Raw genomic sequence first — 16,089 nt, 5'->3', positions numbered from 1 at the left:
CCGTGGTTGATCAGGACTGGGGGAAGAGCTCCAGGAGCACCGGCACCAGCCGCTCCCGCTGCCAAGGACGCGCCCCCAGCTCGGCCAGTCGCGCATCGACTGCCTCGGCCGTCAGCTCCGGGGGCTCGAAGGTGATGCGACGCAGGGTGTCGGGGCTGACCAGGTTCTCGGGAGCCATGCCCAGCTCCTCGGCCATCTTCTGCGTGGCCGGGCGCACCTTGTTCCACCGTGCGTGGGCTTCAGGGAATCGACGCTCCCAGGTGCGTGGCGGCGGTGGGCCGTCGGGGGCGACGCGAAGCGGGGGCAACTGACGCGGCCCAAGCTGCGAGACCCGCTCCAGCGCCTGCACCCAGTTGGTCTCGTACTGCCGGGCGGAGCGCCGCTTGAAACCGTTCACCTCGCGCAGTTCCTGCCGCGTCGGGACGTGGGGCGGTTTGGTGCTGGCGGCCCGTACCGCCAGTTCACTGATGGCCGCGTCCTGCACCAGGCGCCCAGGGGCCTTGTCGAGGCGAGCGGCGAGTTGGTCGCGCACCGTCCACAACTCCCGCACCACGGCCATGCCCAGCGGTGTGCGCACGTGGTGCATCCCATTGGTTCGACGCCAGCGCTCCTTGCGAGGCGGCACCACGTCGGTGCAGTGCTCCGCCAACCAGGCAAACTCCTGGTGGGCCCACTCGAGTTTGCCGGCCTGGTCCAAGTCCTCGGCCAACCGGTTGCGCAGCTCCACCAGGAGTTCCACGTCGAGCGCTGCGTAGTTGATCCACTCCTCGGGCAGCGGGCGACGTGACCAGTCGGCCGCCGAGTGCTCCTTGAGCAGGCGCAGCTCGAAGTGCTGCTCGATCATCGCGCCCAGACCGACGCGGGGCAGTCCCAGCAGCCGACCCGCCAGTTCGGTGTCGAACAACCTGCGCGGCACCAGCCCCGCCTGTACCAGGCAGGGCAGGTCCTGGGTGGCCGCGTGGATGATCCACTCGGCGTCCTGGATGGCTTCCTGCAGGCTGTGCAGTTGTGGCACCCCGGAATCGTCCTCGAAGGCCACCGGGTCGATGATGTGGGTGCCCGCGCCCTCACGTCGGAGCTGGAAGAGGTAGGCCTTGTTGGAGTAGCGGAAGCCCTGCGCCCGCTCCGCGTCGACCGCGACGGGGCCGGTACCCGCTGCCAGGGCCTGCACGGCCTGCTCCAGTGCCTCCGGCGTGTCGACCACCGAGGGGACGCCCTCTGCCGGGCGATCCAGCACCGGCAGCTCGGGCTCCTCCTGGTCGCTGGTCGCGTCCTGGCCCATGTTGGAAGCCATTGGTCATTCCTTCCCCGGGCGCCGCTCTCGGCGCCATTGAGATCAGTCGAATCGTCGCGCCCCGGCGGCCCGCGGGGCCAGAGGGACGATCCCGGGTGGCAGGTCGGGCAGGCCGGCGGTGGTGCACAACAGGTGCTGCCACGCTGCCAGGTGCTGGGTGATGCCGTGGCCGTCGTCCACGAGTGGGGTCCAGGAGGCCCGGATCTCGACCTCGGCGCGGTCGGGCTCGTCCTGCATCCCGCCAAAGCTGCGGCTGGAGACGGCCGTCACCGTTCCCGAGGCTGCACAGTACTGCGCGCCCTGACGTTCCAGCGCATCGGTGAGCCAGGACCATCCCACCTCGGCCAGCAGCGGGTCACTCACCATCTCCAGGTCCACCTCGGCGCGGGCAAAGGTGACGCATCGATGGGTGCCCTCCCAGGCGTCATTGCCTGCCGGGTCGTGCAACAACACGAGCCGACCATTGCCCAGCTCCTCGTCGTGGCTGACCACATCGGCCGAGACGGCGACCGAGAACGGAGCAATGCGCTGTGGCGAGGGGATTCGTTCCACCTCGACCTCGCTGCGCCAACGGAACTGCTCCAGTTCCCTCACCAGATCGGCGAAGCCGTTGGCATCGGCGTCGGGGGGCAGTTGCACACTCACGGGTCCGACCCTATGCACTGGGGCGGCCCGGGTTGTTGAGACTCGCCGTGCCCGTCGGTTCACTCGATGTGTGACTGTTTGGCGACTGTGGTTGAATCCGGAGCGTGACTGATTCCACCATCCCAGCCCTCGTCGCCGCGGCGCGACGTCAGCAGGGCACCGAGCTGCCCGTCTGGTTCATGCGCCAGGCCGGCCGCTCGCTGCCGGAGTACCGAGAGCTCCGCGTGGGGACGCGGATGCTCGATGCCTGCTCCGATCCGGAGATGATCCACGAGATCACGCTGCAACCGGTGCGCCGGCACAAGGTGGATGCTGCCATCTTCTTCTCCGACATCGTGCTGCCCCTCAAGGCGATCGGGATGGACCTGGACATCGTTCCCGGCACCGGTCCGGTGGTGGCAAACCCGATCCGCCGCAGGGAAGACCTGGCCCAGCTGGTGGAGATGACTCCCGACGACGTCGACTTCGTGACCGCGGCGATCAAGACCATCGTCGACGAGCTGGGGGAGACGCCGCTGATCGGCTTTGCCGGGGCGCCCTTCACGCTGGCGAGCTACCTGGTGGAAGGCGGCCCCTCCAAGGACCATTCCCGCACCAAGTCGATGATGGCCGGCGATCCGGAACTGTGGAATGAGCTGTGCCAGCGCTTGGTGCAGATCTCCACGGTCTTCCTGCAGGCCCAGATCGATGCGGGAGCCCGCGCCGTGCAGCTCTTCGACTCCTGGGCGGGAGCGCTCAGCGAGCGTGACTACCGCGCCCAGGTGCTGCCGCACAGCACCCAGGTCTTCGGGGCGCTCGAGGGGGACGTGCCCACGATCCACTTCGGGGTGGGCACCGCCGAGCTGCTTGGCGCGATGGCTGAGGCCGGCAGTGACGTGGTGGGTGTCGACTGGCGCACGCCACTCGACGTGGCCTCGGCCCGCATCGGAGCCAACAAGGCGGTCCAGGGCAACCTGGACCCGGCGCTGCTGCTGGCGCCCTGGGATGTCCTGGCCGAGCGCGTGCGTGAGGTGATCCGTGCGGGTGCCAAGGCCCCCGGTCACATCTTCAACCTCGGGCACGGCGTGCCTCCCACCACCGATCCCACGGTGCTCACCCGGATCGTCGAACTCATCCACACCGAGGGGCCGGCACTGCGCGCCGAAGCGGGCTGCTGACTCCCAACCCACACTGCGAAGGAAGAAGGAAACATGAGCAAGCGCGTCGACCATGAGGCGATCAACTCCGAGACCAACTACATGATGGTCTCGGTCTTCGCCCGGACCAGTGCCGTCAGGCCCGAGGCGGTCCAGCAGGCCCTGGAGGCCGTCGAGCAGGCCACCGAAGGAAAGGACCTGGTGATCCGCGGCTGGTATGACGTGGCGGGCTTCCGCGCCGACGCCGACGTCATGGTCTGGTGGCATGCCCCCAGCTCGGAGACGCTGCAGGACGCCTACCTGGCCCTGCGGGCCACCGAACTGGGCGAGACCCTGGTGCCGGTGTGGTCGCAGATGGCCATGCACCGCGCGGCCGAGTTCAACCGTGCCCACATCCCCTCCTTCCTGATGGGGGAACAGGCCAAGAAGCACGTGTGCGTCTACCCCTTCGTGCGTGACAGCGACTGGTACCTGCTGCCCGACGAGGACCGCAAGACCATGCTGCGCGACCACGGCCGGATGGCTGCCCCCTACCCGGACGTGCGCGCCAACACGGTCGCCTCCTTCGCCTTGGGTGACTACGAGTGGATCCTGGCCTTCGAGGCCGACGAGCTGCACCGCATCGTCGACCTGATGCGCGACCTGCGCGGGTCCGAGGCTCGACGCCACATGCGTGAGGAGCAGCCCTTCTTCACCGGACGCCGCCGCGAGCTGGCCGAGATCGTGGCCAGCTGGGGCACGCCCCGCTCCGAGGACGGATGCTGCTGCTGAGCCGTCCCCGCCGCCGCAGCAGCCACACCACCCGGGCCGTGGTCGCCCCGCTGGGGCTGGCCCTGGCCCTGGTGTTGGGTTGGCAACTGCTGGTCATGGGTACCGCCTGGCCCGAGTTCGTCCTGCCCTCACCCGGGGCGGTCGTCCAGCGCCTGTCACAGGACCTGGCCTCGGCCGCCCTGTGGCAGCGGCTGGGAACCACCCTGCTCGAGGCAATGGGCGGCTGCCTGATCGGGGCGCTGTGTGGGCTGCCCCTGGCGGTGGCGATCCATGTCTCGGGGTGGTTCTCCGCTGCGGTGAATCCCTTCCTGGGAGCCACCCAGGCGATTCCCGCCATCGCGCTGGCGCCGTTGCTGGTCCTGTGGGTGGGCTACGGCATGCCGGCGGTGATGGTGCTGTGCGCCCTGATGGTCTTCTTCCCGATCCTGGTGACCACCCTGGTGGGGCTCAGGCATGTCGACGCCGAGGTGCTGGACGCCAGCCGGATGGACGGGGCGACCAGGGCGGCGCAGCTGTACTGGATCGAACTTCCCCTGGCGTTGCCCAGTGCCCTGGCAGGCTTGCGCAATGGCTTCACCCTGAGCATCACCGGTGCGGTGGTGGGCGAGATGGTGATGGGCGGCGACGGGCTGGGGCAGGTGCTCAGCGTGCAGCGCGACCAGGTGGACACGGTGGGCATGTTCGCCACCATCTTCGTGCTCTGTGCCGTGGCCTCGACGATCTACATGTTGATTCGTGCCGTCGAGGGCCGGGCCCGGGCGCTGGCCGCCTCCTGACGCGGCCGTGTGAGGGCCGAGCAGGGGATAGGATCTCCAGAGTGGATCAACTGACTCGACGTCGCCTGTTCGCTCTGGGGGCCAGCGGCCTCGCGGTTGCCCTGAGTGGGTGCAATGGCACGGCGGTGCGCAAGGCCGAGCAGTCCGCAGCGGCGCCCTCCAGCACTGCGGGTGCCCCGTCCTCGGTGGGCAAGGCGACCATCGGCCTCACCTACATTCCCAACATCCAGTTCGCGCCCTTCTACTGGGCGGCCGAGCGGGGGGAGTTCTCCGAACGCGGCGTGCAGGCGACACTGCGCCACCACGGGGCGAATGAGGGCTTGTTCACCGCCTTGGGCGCGGGCCAGGAGGATTTCGCGATCGCGGGCGGCGACGAGGTGCTGCAGGCTCAGGCCGAAGGACTCGACCTGGTGACGGTGGCGGGTTACTACCAGTCCTATCCCGTGGTGTTGATCGTGCCGCAGGATTCGCCGATCAAGGCGCTGTCCGATCTCAAGGGAAAGCGCATCGGCGTGCCGGGGGAGTACGGCGAAACCTGGTTCGGCCTCCAAGTGGCACTGGCCAACGCTGGACTGGATCGTTCGCAGGTGACGGTGACCTCGATCGGGTACACGCAACAGGCGGCCCTGGCCACCCGCAAGGTCGACGTCATCGTCGGGTTCAGCAACAACGACGTGGTGCAGTTTCGTCAGTCCGCGATGGCCGTGCGCCAGATTCCGATCGGCAGTGACATCCCCTTGGTGAGCAGCAGTGTCGTCACCACGCGGACCACCCTGGAGCAGCGGCCGCAGTTGGTGCGTGCGGTCTGCCAGGGCGTGGTGGCCGGTGTCGGGGCCGTCGTCGCGGACCCGGCTGCTGCCCTGGAGGTCTCGGTGGACCACATCCCCGGGCTGGGAGGGGCGAAGGCGCGTCAGGGTGCCATGGCGACCCTCAAGGCCACCATCCCGCTGTGGAAGGGCGAGGAGGAGGAACCCTCGCTGCGGCTGAGCAGCGAGAAGTTCATCGCCATGGAGTCCTTCATGCGCCAGGCCGGGCTGCTTACCGCCCAGGTCGATCCACTCAAGGCGGTCGAGGTCAAGGTGCTGGGCTGATCAGCCGTCGCCTTCCTCCAGCGTCAGGCAGACCGAGTTGATGCAGTAGCGCAGGTCAGTGGGGGTGTCGTAGCCCTCGCCGGCGAAGACGTGACCCAGGTGAGAGTCGCACGCCGCGCAACGGACCTCGGTGCGGGGACGGCCAGGAATGCTCTCGTCGTGCAGGTAGATGACGCGGTCCTCGGCCAGTGGCGCGAAGAAGCTCGGCCAGCCACAGTTGGAGCTGAACTTCTGGTTGCTGCGGAAGAGCTCGGTGTTGCAGGCGCGGCAGCGGTAGATCCCGGCGGTGGTGGTGTCGGTGTACTCGCCGGTGAAGGGACGCTCCGTCCCTGCCTGCCGCAGCACCTGGTACTCCAGATCGTCCAGTTGCGCCCGCCATTCGGCCTCGGACTTCACCACCTTGCCCACGGGGTTGAGTCCGTCCGCTTCGCTGTTCTGGTGCTGCTCCATGGTGGATCCTCTCTGGGTCGACGCAGGTGAAAGGCTACCCGGGGCCGCCAAGCCGCCCAGTAGGCTTCGAGCCATGCCGAGCAGCGCGATCATCCTGGACGTCGAGGCAACCCCCGTGCGTCTGTCCAGTCCGGACAAGATCTACTTCCCCCAGCTCGGGCTGACCAAGCTCGACGTGGCCGAATACGTGATGACGGTGGGACCGGGGCTGCTGGCCGCGCTGCAGCATCGTCCCACCACACTGGAACGGTGGCCGTCGGGGGTGACGGAGGGGCTGAGTGCCGCAGTACGTCCGGAACGACGCGGTGACCCCTTCTACCAGAAGCGGGCGCCCAAGGGGTTGCCCGACGGTGTGGAGACCGCTGAGGTGACCTATCCGTCCGGAAGGACGGCGGTCCAGGTGACGCCGACGCGGGTGGCCGACCTGGTGGCGATGGTGAACCTCGGGACGCTGCGTTTCCATGCCTGGCCGGTGACCGCACCAGAGGTGGACCTGGTGGACCAGTTGCGCATCGATCTGGACCCCCAACCCGGGACGGGCATTGCCGAGGCGGCCCAGGCGGCACTGGAGCTTCGCAGGGTGCTGGCCGAGGCCGGACTCGAGTCGTGGTGCAAGACCAGTGGTGGTCGTGGGCTGCACGTCTACAGTCCGGTGAGGCCGGTCGACTTCATCGACGCTCGTCATGCCGCCATCGCCATCGGCCGGGAACTGTCACGTCGCATGCCCAACCAGGTGACGGTGAACTGGTGGAAGGAGGAGCGTGGGCAACGCATCTTCGTCGACTACAACCAGATGGCCCGTGACCGTTTGATGGCCAGCGCCTACTCCATTCGACCGGTGAGCGGTGCGCAGGTGTCTGCTCCGCTGCACTGGGACGAGGTGGCACAAGTGGATCCGGCGGACTTCACCGTCGTCACGATGCAAGATCGGTGGGACGAGATGGGGGATGTCTGGGCACCGATGTACACCAGCGAGCCTGGCGACCTGGGGACTGCACTGCAGTGGTATGAGCGTGATGCCGAGGCGGGGGAGGGGGAGATGCCCTACCCGCCCGACTACCCGAAGATGCCCGGTGAGCCGCCCCGGGTCCAGCCCAGCCGAGCACGCGCGGGGCGCTGATCGCCCTCAGCTGAGGATTGGCGTGGCAGGGATCGATTCCCTTCCGCAACGCGTCGGTGTGGGCCACAATGACCGGCATGGCAAAGAAGAAGAAGTCCGACAAGGCCGAGAAGTCCGGCAAGGAAGCCGAGCCCATCGTCGGCAAGAACTCCTCGCTGCGCGACCTGCTGCGGCTGCCGCAGGGGCCGGTGGATCTGACCTCCTTCGATTCGGGCGCTGCCCCCGGTTACCCGGGCAAGGGCAAGGATGATGCTCCCGCCCGCTCCGAGATGATCGGGGAGAAGCTCAGCGAGCTGCAGGAGCGCCTGTACGCCAATGGGCGCGAGAACCCTGACTTCCCGCGAGTGCTGGTGATCCTCCAGGGCATGGACACCTCTGGCAAGGGCGGTGTCATTCGTCATGCGATTGGCATGGTGGATCCACAGGGCATCGACCTGAAGGCCTTCAAGCAGCCGACGGAGGAGGAGAGGAAGCACCACTTCCTGTGGCGGATCAAGAAGGCGCTGCCCGGCCCCGGCATGATCGGGATCTTCGACCGTTCCCAGTACGAGGACGTGCTGGTCGTGCGTGTCGAGGACCTGGTGCCCCAGGAGGAATGGGAGAAGCGCTACGACCAGATCAACAAGTTCGAGGCCGATCTGGCGGGCAGTGGCGTCAAGATCATCAAGTGCTTCCTGCACGTGGGGCACGAGGAGCAGAAGGGGCGCCTGCTCGAGCGTCTGCAGAATCCGGAGAAGTACTGGAAGTACAACCCCGGTGACGTCGATGCGCGCAAGAAGTGGGGCGACTACCGAGAGGCCTATGAGGTGCTGCTCGAGCAGTGCAATACCGATGAGGCACCGTGGTACGTGGTCCCGGCGGACCGCAAGTGGTACCGCAACTGGGCCGTCGCCCAGCTCCTGCTGGAGACCTTGGAGGAGATGGACCTCAGCTGGCCGGCGGCGGATTTCGACGTGGCCAAGGAGATCGAACGGGTCAACAAGAGCTGACCTTGCTCGCACAGGCGACGAGGGCTGCACCCGTTGGGGTGCAGCCCTCGTGCCGTGTGTACTGAAGGCGGCCTCAGACGGCCTGGTGCAGGACCGTGACGGGGGTGGTGGCCGTCTCGGCATCGGCCTGGGATTCCGTCTCGGCCACCGGGGTGTCGAGCAGTTCCATGGCAGCGAAGACATAACGGGCCATGATCAGATCGAGGATGAACTCGTGGTCGGCCATCGGCTCGGACACTGCCTCGACGCCTGCCTTGAGTGCGGACTCACGCTGGGCGAGGTAGGCCTCGTCGCCACAGATGAAGAAGCTGCCCACCGCGATGTGACGTCGCCCCTGGGAACGCAGCGTGGAGATCGCCTGGGTGACCGATGCGCCGGTGCCGTCGTTCACGGCCACCACACAGGGCAGCTTGTGGTGCGAGGACCACTGGCGGGCTCGGCGGGCCAGGAGGGCATTGCCACGGGTGTCGCCGCTGCTGGGAGCGGACATGACCAGCGCATCCAGCTCGATGGCGTGGGTTTGGCGCAGTGCCTCGCGCAGGCGGGTGTCGAGGACATTGAGCAGATCGGTGGCCGGCCCCAGGGGACGCGACATGGTGACCGCGATGCCAGGGTGACTTGCGCGAACTCGTTCCACCATCTGATTGGCGTCATCGATGGTCTCCACGGCGTGCGTGATGTCGAGTGGCACGAAGACCATCTCCTTCACTCCGCGCGCGGCCAGGGTCGAGACCACGGTCGGGCCGGAGGGAGGGCACTTGTCGAGGAAGGCCAGGGCCACGTTGAGCTCAGGGCGTGCCTGCTGCATGCTCTTGCGCATCTGGTGGAGCGTCCGCGTGTGCTCGGGTCGGGTGGCGCCGCGTGCGAGGAGGATCAAGGCCGGAGCGGTCATGGTGAACCTTCGATTTCTCGGGTGATGGACTGTGGACGCGGCTCCCTTGCCGTGGTGTAACAGTGACCTTCCGAGGTCGACACCCACAAGCGAAATCCCGAAATATGAGATTGCGTCTCAGGATGTGGTCGGAAATTCCCATGTGTGCTTAAGAATGCGACCGCAGGATCTGCCGACATGCTTCGAATTGTTCAGCGCGTGACGTGACTTGGAGTGTATTCCAAGGAGGATTTGTGGCCGTGCGGCCGCCGCGCGGGAAAATATCCTCACCGCAAGAAATTTTCCGGCCCGAGGGGGTTGAGGGCAACGCGAGGGCGGGCTTGAAGGCCCACTCAACAGATCCCGCAGCAATTCTTGCTGTCAGTGTGCGGGCAGGTTCCAATTCAGCATGTCGTCAGCGGCTGGGACGCGGGCTGTCCGCGGGCGACCAGGACCACCAGCCTGCGGGGGAAAGGTAGTACGCGTCTGCCCGGCGTGGCTCCACTTTCAGTGCGCCACTTGGCAGCAGGGTCACGCTTCCGTCCACCTCGATGATGCGCTCATTGGCCAAGGCGATCTCGTGCTTGTCGTTGTTCATGGATCGGAGTATCGCTGATTCTCACCGTGTGGCACCCAGCGCCTGTCAACGAAAAAACAGAACCCCCGACTCGTCGGAGACGAAGCCGAGGGCTCTTTACAAGGGTGGGCGATACTGGGTTCGAACCAGTGACCTCTTCGGTGTGAACGAAGCGCGCTACCACTGCGCCAATCGCCCTTGCGAAGAGAAACACTAGCGGACCATTTTCCCATCGCGCAAATCGAGGGATGTGGACGGTGTGGGCGGCTGCGTTCAACGGCGAGTTAACGCTGCGGTCACCTCTTACTGCACGGAGCGGCCCAAGCCTGCTGCTTCGGGGCGCCCGCTCGCGAGGGGGAGGGGAATTCAGTGCCATGTCGCCCATCGAGCCGACCTTGCGAGGCGGGTGACGCAAGGGTGAACCCCGGGTGAATCACGCTCGTGTGAGTCTCGATTTGCGTTCGCCGAAACCGTTCCGCTAGTGTTCTCAACGCACCGAACGCGGGGCGTCTTCCTCCAGAAGACAAGCCGGGTGAGGATTTGGAAGGTTCGAAAGAATCCGATAAGCTCCTCTGGTGCACAGCACGAGGGAAGCTCGCAAGGGTGGATCTCAGGCACATGCGGACGTGGCTCAGCTGGTAGAGCATCACCTTGCCAAGGTGAGGGTCGCGGGTTCGAATCCCGTCGTCCGCTCGGAGAGGCTCTCGCCCCATCCAGACCGGTGAGGACTATCTTCACGGTGGAGTGGCCGAGAGGCGAGGCAACGGACTGCAAATCCGTGTACACGGGTTCAAATCCCGTCTCCACCTCGGGCGGTTGGCGCAGTGGTAGCGCGCTTCCCTGACACGGAAGAGGTCACTGGTTCAAACCCAGTATCGCCCACCACAAGGAGAAGGCCCCGAACACTGTTCGGGGCCTTCTTCGTCGTTCCCCTGCGTTGTCGTGCCGGGCGAGGCATGTGCCCCGGATCGCGGGCATCAGGCAGAATGGGGGAGTCCAAGCCGCGTCGAGCCCCAGGCCCGACCATGTGCTCGTCCCTTGTCTGGGCGCGCATCACCCGAAAGGAAAGCCCGTGTCACTGACCATCACCGTCGCACAAGCAGATCAGCGAGTCGAGCAGGTGATCGAGGAGACCACGACCGGGCTGGACCTGTTCGGCCAGGATCGTTCCATCGTCGCCATGCGCGTCAACGGCGAGACCCTCGACCTGCACCGGGAACTCCATGACGGCGATGCCGTCGAGCCCGTCTTGATGACCAGCGACGAGGGACTGTCGATCGTGCGCCACTCCGCGGCCCATGTGGCCGCCCAGGCAGTGCAGAACCTGTTCGTCGACGCCAAGCTGGGGATTGGCCCGCCCATCACCGACGGTTTCTACTACGACTTCCAGTGCGATCCGTTGACTCCCGAAGACCTCAAGGCCATCGAGAAGCAGATGCAGCGCATCGTCAAGGAGCGCCAGCGCTTCGTGCGCCGCGTCGTCACTGAGGAAGAGGCGCTGGAAGCGGAGGCGCACGAACCATTCAAGCTCGAACTGATCCAGGACAAGGGCGGCAGCAATGACGAGGATGGTTCCTCGGTGGAGGTCGGCGGATCCGAGCTGACCATCTACGACAACGTGCGACGTGACGGTTCGGTGGCCTGGTACGACCTGTGCCGTGGACCCCACGTGCCCCACACCGGCTACATCAACGCCTTCGCACTGACCAAGAGCTCGGCCGCCTACTGGCGTGGGGACCAGTCCAAGGCCCACCTGCAGCGGCTCTACGGCACCGCCTGGGCGACCAAGGAGGATCTGAAGGCCTACCAACACCGTCTCGAGGAGGCGGCCAAGCGCGACCATCGCAAGCTGGGCGCCGAGCTGGACCTGTTCAGCTTCCCCGAGACCCTCGGTGCCGGCCTGCCGGTCTTCCACCCCAAGGGTGGCGTGATCATCCGCGAGATGGAGGACTACGTCCGTCAGGCGCACATCGACAACGGCTTCATCTACGTGAAGACGCCCCACATCAGCAAGGAAGACCTGTTCTTCACCTCGGGACACCTGCCGTACTACGCCGAGGGCATGTTCCCGGCGATGGACGACGACGGCACCGCCTACCGGCTCAAGGCCATGAACTGCCCGATGCACAACGAGATCTTCCGCGCCCGCGGCCGTTCCTACCGTGAGTTGCCGCTGCGCCTGTTCGAGTTCGGCACCGTCTACCGCAATGAGAAGTCGGGTGTCCTCCAGGGGTTGACCCGGGTTCGTTCGATCACCCAGGACGACTCGCACAGTTATGTGACCCCCGAGCAGGCGCCGGCCGAGATCAAGCACCTGCTGCAGTTCGTCCTGCAGCTGCTGCGCGACTTCGGCATGGACGACTTCTACCTGGAGCTGTCGACCCGGGACGAGGACGGCAAGAAGAAGGACAAGTTCATCGGCTCCGACGAGCAGTGGGCCACGGCCACCGAAGTGCTGCGGCAGTGCGCCGAGGAGTCAGGCCTGGAATGCGTGCCTGACCCGGGCGGCGCCGCCTTCTACGGCCCCAAGATCTCCATCCAGGCGAAGGATGCCATCGGCCGCACCTGGCAGATGTCGACCATTCAGTACGACTTCAACCAGCCGGAACGATTCGGGCTGCAGTACACCGCCAGCGACGGCAGCCACCAGCAGCCGGTGATGATCCACTCGGCCAAGTTCGGGTCGATCGAGCGCTTCTTCGGCGTTCTGGTTGAGCACTACGCCGGGGCCTTCCCGGCTTGGCTGAGCCCGATCCAGGTGATCGGAATCCCCGTCGCAGGAGAGTTCAACGACTACCTGGCGGATGTCCTCTCGCAGCTGGAGAAGCGGGGCGTGCGGGTTGAGATGGACACCTCTGACGACCGTTTCCCCAAGAAGATCCGCAATGCCACCAAGCTGAAGGTGCCCTTCATCCTGATTGCCGGTGGCGAGGACCGCGAGGCCGGTGCCGTCAGTTTCCGATACCGAGACGGTTCGCAGCGCAATGGAGTGCCGGTGGCCGAGGCGCTCGACCTGATCGTCGACTGGCTGGCGTCGCGTCGCAATGACTCGCCCAGTGCGGAAGGGCTCGGGGCCCTCGAGCAGGCGGGGGCCTGAGCGATGGTCGAGCATCGAGACGACCCGGAGGAGGCGGGCCAGGCCAGGCTGGAATTCGCAGAATCCATGGCGGGCATTCCGGACGCCTTCCAACGCCTGTGGACGCCCCACCGCATGGCCTACATCAAGGGGGACGCCAAGCCTGCTGACTCCAGCCAGCAGCAGTGCCCCTTCTGCGTGAAGCCCCGCGTGGGCGACGAGGACGGGCTCATCGTGCACCGGGGAGAGTCCTGTTTCGTCGTGATGAACCTCTTCCCCTACTCGCCCGGCCACCTGCTGGTCTGCCCCTACCGACACATCTCTTGGTACACCGACGCGGATGAGGCCGAGGTGGCCGAGATGGCCAGCCTGACACGCACCGCGATGCAGGTGTTGATGAAGGTCTCGGGCCCGGCAGGTTTCAACATCGGGATGAACCAGGGCGAGGTGGCCGGAGCGGGCATCGCCGCCCACCTGCACCAACACGTGGTCCCGCGCTGGCAAGGAGACTCGAACTTCATGCCGGTGATCGGCCGCACCCGCGCCGTTCCGCAACTGCTCGCGGACGCCCGTCAGGCACTGGCCGAGGCATGGCCTACGAACAGGGGTTGATCCTCACCCATGGTTGAACGCTTCCGAAAGCTGTACGCCGCCCTGATGACCCCGGCAGCCAGGCTGGCACTGGCCCTGCGCCTGAGCCCGGACCAGGTCACCTGGTTGGGAACCCTGTTGGTGGTGGTGCTGTCCATGTGGCTGGTCCCCAACGGATACCTGTGGCAGGGCGCACTGGCGATCACCGTCTGCGTGCTCACCGACGGCGTGGACGGGCAGATGGCCAGGATGTCGGGCCGCGGCTCCTCCTATGGGGCCTTCCTGGACTCGACACTGGACCGCATTGCCGACGGCGCCATCTTCGGCGCGGTTGCGCTGTGGTACGCAGGAGCCGGCGATTCGGTACTGCTGTCCGGCGTGGCCATCGGTGCCCTGGTGATGGGGCAGGTGACCAGCTACGCGAAGGCACGCGGGCTGGCCCTGGGCTTCAAGGTGTGGGGCGGTCTGGCCGCGCGAGGCGACCGGCTGCTGGCCCTGCTGGTGGGGATGCTGCTCACCGGACTGGGGCTGACCTGGGCACTGCCGCTGGCACTGGGCTACCTGTTGTGCGCCAGTAGCTGGACCGTCCTGCAGCGCATGGGGCAGGTGAAGAAGCAGGCCAGGCAGGCCGAGGCCGACGGCATCACCGTCGTGGATCCACAGGCCACCGTCGCCGCCGAGCACGCCGCCGAACAGCGCCTGCGGCGTCGGTGACCGCCACCGGGCGGGCCCTGCGCTTGGCCGAACGGACTCCCGCCTGGTTGCTCGCGGGGGCCGGCGCCCTGGCCGCAGAGGCGCTCTCCTTTCGCCCGCCCCGGCCGGTGCGGCAGTGGCAGGTCAATGCCATGGTGGCCACCGGCCAGGCACCGTCGCGCCGCCAGACCGCGGGGGCGATCCGTAGCTGGGCGCGCAACCTGGGGGAGTCGGCACAACTGGCGCACTGGAGTGCCGAACGCGTGGCGGACACGATCATCATCAGCGACGAGGACCGCGCCAGACTGCTGGGAGCACACCGCGACGGGGGTGCGGTGGTGGCCCTGCCGCACATGGGCTCCTGGGACCTGGCCGGGGCCTGGGCCTGTGGCATGGGCATGCCGGTGTCCACCGTGGCAGAACAGATTCCCGAGTTCGACTACTTCGTCGCTGCTCGTCAGCGGATCGGCATGAAGGTGCATGGGCACCGCGCCGGTCACCTGGTGCCCACCCTGGCCGAAGACCTGCGCGCCGGCCATCTGGTCTGTCTGCTCAGCGACCGCAAGCTGGGCTCGGGTGGCACGCCCGTGGAATGGCCGACGCCCACGGGACCCTTGCCGGTGCGCCTGCCGGCAGGAGCCGCGACCATCGCCCTGCAGACGGGGGCGACCTTGCTGGGCATCGCCTGCCACTACGAGGGGCGCAAGATGCGCCTCGTGGTCTCCCCAGCACTCAGACCCGCCGCGCATGCCGATCCGGTCACCTCGCTCAACCAGCAGTTGGCGGCCTTCTTCGCGTCACAGGTCTCCTCGAATCCGGTCGACTGGCACATGCTGCAACGATTCTTTCCCGAGCACGAGGCTTCATGAGCGAGGTCTTGCGGGTGGGGTTGGTGTGCCCCTACTCCTTCTCCCGGGCCGGCGGGGTGCAGAACCACGTACTGGGGCTCGCGGGATGGTTGTTGGAACGGGGACACGACGTGGAGGTCTTCGGCCCGGGGCGTGTTGCGAGTCAGGTGCTGCAAGAGGCGAGACTTCCCCCCTCGGCGGTCGTCTCCAGCGGGCCGGCGGTGCCGGTGCGCTACAACGGCTCGGTCGCCCGGGTGAACCTGGATCCCGTGGCGGCGGCCCGCACCAGGAATTGGCTGCGTCGCGGCGACTTCGACCTGATCCACGTGCACGAACCGATGACCCCGTCGGTGTCGCTGGTGGGGCTGCTGCAGTCACGCTCTGCGCTGGTGGCCACCTTCCACACGGCCACCCCCGGTTCGCGCAGCATGCGCCTGGCCTACCGACTGGTCCCCTCGGCCGGCCGTCGCCTGGCGGGAGCAATCGCCGTGTCCCAGTTGGCCGCCGAGGTGGTGGAATCCCACGGTGGCCCCAGCAGCACCGTGATCGGCAATGGCATCGGCGTGGCGTCCCACCTCGCCCCACCCACCAGGGGGCCTTGGCGTGAGGGGGACCATCCGCGGGTGGTCTTCGTCGGACGCTACGACGAACCGCGCAAGGGCTTCGATCTGCTGCTCGATGCCCTGCCCGAACTGCGAAAGGTGCACCCCGATCTCGAACTGGTGGTGGTGGGGGAGGGCAATCCCCGCAAGGCACCCGGTGTGACCTTCCTGGGGCCGCTGGGCAACCAGGCCCGCAACCGCGTGCTGGCCACTGGCGATGCCTATGTAGCACCGCACCGCGGGCGCGAGAGCTTCGGCATCGTGCTGCTGGAGGCCCTGGCCTCCGGCACGCCGGTGGTTGCCGCCAACCTGCCTCCCTTTCGTGAGGTGCTCAGCGATGCGCAGGGGCCCGTGGGGCACCTGTTCGCCCCGGGGGATTCCCGAGACCTCGCAACCGCGCTGCTCACCAGCCTGGCGCAGCCGCGCGACCTCCACCTGGAACGCGGTCGCCGACGTGCCGCGTCCTTCGACTGGAACAAGGTGGGCCCCCGCATCGAAGAGGTCTATCGACGCGCCCGTTCCTCGAAGCGGACGCCGACTTCGGTGAGGACCTAGGCTT

Annotated in this window: 16 protein-coding genes and 4 tRNA genes; 14 read left to right on the top strand and 6 right to left on the bottom strand. The window is 67.0% G+C overall.

The window, feature by feature from the left end:
* Window positions 1–10: 10 nt before the first annotated feature.
* Window positions 11–1,294, bottom strand: coding sequence for an HRDC domain-containing protein (locus tag ACOAMO_RS12640; RefSeq protein WP_420175115.1), 1,284 nt, complete (start codon window positions 1,292–1,294; stop codon window positions 11–13).
* A 42-nt stretch (window positions 1,295–1,336) separates the two neighbouring features.
* Entirely contained in the window at window positions 1,337–1,939 is a 603-nt protein-coding gene (locus ACOAMO_RS12635) for a DUF3000 domain-containing protein (protein WP_420175114.1), read from the bottom strand.
* Between the two features lie 104 nt (window positions 1,940–2,043).
* Between ACOAMO_RS12635 and hemE the strand changes: the two genes are divergently transcribed.
* The 4 genes from hemE to ACOAMO_RS12615 are packed head-to-tail and all read left to right on the top strand — an operon-like array spanning window position 2,044 to window position 5,713.
* Window positions 2,044–3,096 (top strand): uroporphyrinogen decarboxylase, encoded by a 1,053-nt coding sequence (hemE, locus tag ACOAMO_RS12630; protein WP_420175113.1) that lies wholly within the window; start codon window positions 2,044–2,046, stop codon window positions 3,094–3,096.
* 33 nt (window positions 3,097–3,129) lie between these two features.
* Entirely contained in the window at window positions 3,130–3,846 is a 717-nt protein-coding gene (hemQ, locus tag ACOAMO_RS12625; RefSeq protein ID WP_420175112.1) for a hydrogen peroxide-dependent heme synthase, read from the top strand.
* On the top strand, window positions 3,834–4,622 hold the full coding sequence (locus tag ACOAMO_RS12620; RefSeq protein ID WP_420175111.1) for an ABC transporter permease: 789 nt from the start codon (window positions 3,834–3,836) through the stop codon (window positions 4,620–4,622). Before hemQ ends, ACOAMO_RS12620 begins: the two co-directional genes overlap by 13 nt.
* A gap of 41 nt (window positions 4,623–4,663) precedes the next feature.
* Window positions 4,664–5,713 (top strand): ABC transporter substrate-binding protein, encoded by a 1,050-nt coding sequence (locus ACOAMO_RS12615; RefSeq protein ID WP_420175110.1) that lies wholly within the window; start codon window positions 4,664–4,666, stop codon window positions 5,711–5,713.
* Here ACOAMO_RS12615 and msrB read toward each other — a convergent pair whose 3' ends face one another.
* On the bottom strand, window positions 5,714–6,163 hold the full coding sequence (msrB, locus tag ACOAMO_RS12610; protein ID WP_420175109.1) for a peptide-methionine (R)-S-oxide reductase MsrB: 450 nt from the start codon (window positions 6,161–6,163) through the stop codon (window positions 5,714–5,716).
* Window positions 6,164–6,236: 73 nt separating this feature from the next.
* On the opposite strand from msrB, the gene ACOAMO_RS12605 reads away from it, so the two are divergent.
* Together ACOAMO_RS12605 and ACOAMO_RS12600 are read left to right on the top strand one after the other, a co-directional pair.
* On the top strand, window positions 6,237–7,283 hold the full coding sequence (locus tag ACOAMO_RS12605) for a DNA polymerase domain-containing protein (protein ID WP_420175108.1): 1,047 nt from the start codon (window positions 6,237–6,239) through the stop codon (window positions 7,281–7,283).
* Window positions 7,284–7,417: 134 nt separating this feature from the next.
* Window positions 7,418–8,272, top strand: coding sequence for a PPK2 family polyphosphate kinase (locus ACOAMO_RS12600; RefSeq protein ID WP_420177036.1), 855 nt, complete (start codon window positions 7,418–7,420; stop codon window positions 8,270–8,272).
* Between the two features lie 73 nt (window positions 8,273–8,345).
* On the opposite strand, the gene ACOAMO_RS12595 is transcribed toward ACOAMO_RS12600, so the two are convergent.
* The 3 genes from ACOAMO_RS12595 to ACOAMO_RS12585 all read right to left on the bottom strand — a co-directional run bounded on the left by ACOAMO_RS12595 (window position 8,346) and on the right by ACOAMO_RS12585 (window position 9,918).
* The gene (locus ACOAMO_RS12595; protein WP_420175107.1) at window positions 8,346–9,164 is read right to left on the bottom strand and encodes a sirohydrochlorin chelatase; all 819 of its coding nucleotides are present in this window, start codon (window positions 9,162–9,164) and stop codon (window positions 8,346–8,348) included.
* A gap of 394 nt (window positions 9,165–9,558) precedes the next feature.
* Window positions 9,559–9,741 carry a hypothetical protein gene (locus tag ACOAMO_RS12590; RefSeq protein ID WP_420175106.1) on the bottom strand — a complete coding sequence of 61 codons (183 nt, stop codon included), beginning with the start codon at window positions 9,739–9,741 and terminating at the stop codon, window positions 9,559–9,561.
* Between the two features lie 105 nt (window positions 9,742–9,846).
* Window positions 9,847–9,918: transfer RNA gene (locus ACOAMO_RS12585), tRNA-Val, on the bottom strand.
* A gap of 422 nt (window positions 9,919–10,340) precedes the next feature.
* Here ACOAMO_RS12585 and ACOAMO_RS12580 point away from each other — a divergent pair.
* The 8 genes from ACOAMO_RS12580 to ACOAMO_RS12545 all read left to right on the top strand — a co-directional run bounded on the left by ACOAMO_RS12580 (window position 10,341) and on the right by ACOAMO_RS12545 (window position 16,085).
* Window positions 10,341–10,413 (top strand) — tRNA-Gly (locus ACOAMO_RS12580).
* Between the two features lie 45 nt (window positions 10,414–10,458).
* Window positions 10,459–10,529: transfer RNA gene (locus ACOAMO_RS12575), tRNA-Cys, on the top strand.
* 1 nt (window position 10,530) lies between these two features.
* A tRNA-Val gene (locus ACOAMO_RS12570) sits at window positions 10,531–10,605 on the top strand.
* Window positions 10,606–10,792: 187 nt separating this feature from the next.
* Window positions 10,793–12,817 carry a threonine--tRNA ligase gene (thrS, locus tag ACOAMO_RS12565; RefSeq protein ID WP_420175105.1) on the top strand — a complete coding sequence of 675 codons (2,025 nt, stop codon included), beginning with the start codon at window positions 10,793–10,795 and terminating at the stop codon, window positions 12,815–12,817.
* Between the two features lie 3 nt (window positions 12,818–12,820).
* The gene (locus ACOAMO_RS12560) at window positions 12,821–13,408 is read left to right on the top strand and encodes an HIT family protein (RefSeq protein ID WP_420175104.1); all 588 of its coding nucleotides are present in this window, start codon (window positions 12,821–12,823) and stop codon (window positions 13,406–13,408) included.
* Window positions 13,409–13,417: 9 nt separating this feature from the next.
* Window positions 13,418–14,101 carry a phosphatidylinositol phosphate synthase gene (gene pgsA / locus ACOAMO_RS12555; protein ID WP_420175103.1) on the top strand — a complete coding sequence of 228 codons (684 nt, stop codon included), beginning with the start codon at window positions 13,418–13,420 and terminating at the stop codon, window positions 14,099–14,101.
* Window positions 14,098–14,949 (top strand): hypothetical protein, encoded by an 852-nt coding sequence (locus ACOAMO_RS12550; protein ID WP_420175102.1) that lies wholly within the window; start codon window positions 14,098–14,100, stop codon window positions 14,947–14,949. Before pgsA ends, ACOAMO_RS12550 begins: the two co-directional genes overlap by 4 nt.
* Complete coding sequence (locus ACOAMO_RS12545) at window positions 14,946–16,085, top strand: glycosyltransferase family 4 protein (RefSeq protein ID WP_420175101.1); 1,140 nt, start codon at window positions 14,946–14,948, stop codon at window positions 16,083–16,085. Before ACOAMO_RS12550 ends, ACOAMO_RS12545 begins: the two co-directional genes overlap by 4 nt.
* Window positions 16,086–16,089 lie beyond the last annotated feature (4 nt).

This window comes from Luteococcus struthionis, assembly GCF_048595755.1.
GTDB lineage: Bacteria > Actinomycetota > Actinomycetes > Propionibacteriales > Propionibacteriaceae > Luteococcus.
The sequence above is the reverse complement of the archived record's forward strand: the minus strand, read 5'-3'. Positions and strand labels throughout refer to the sequence as shown.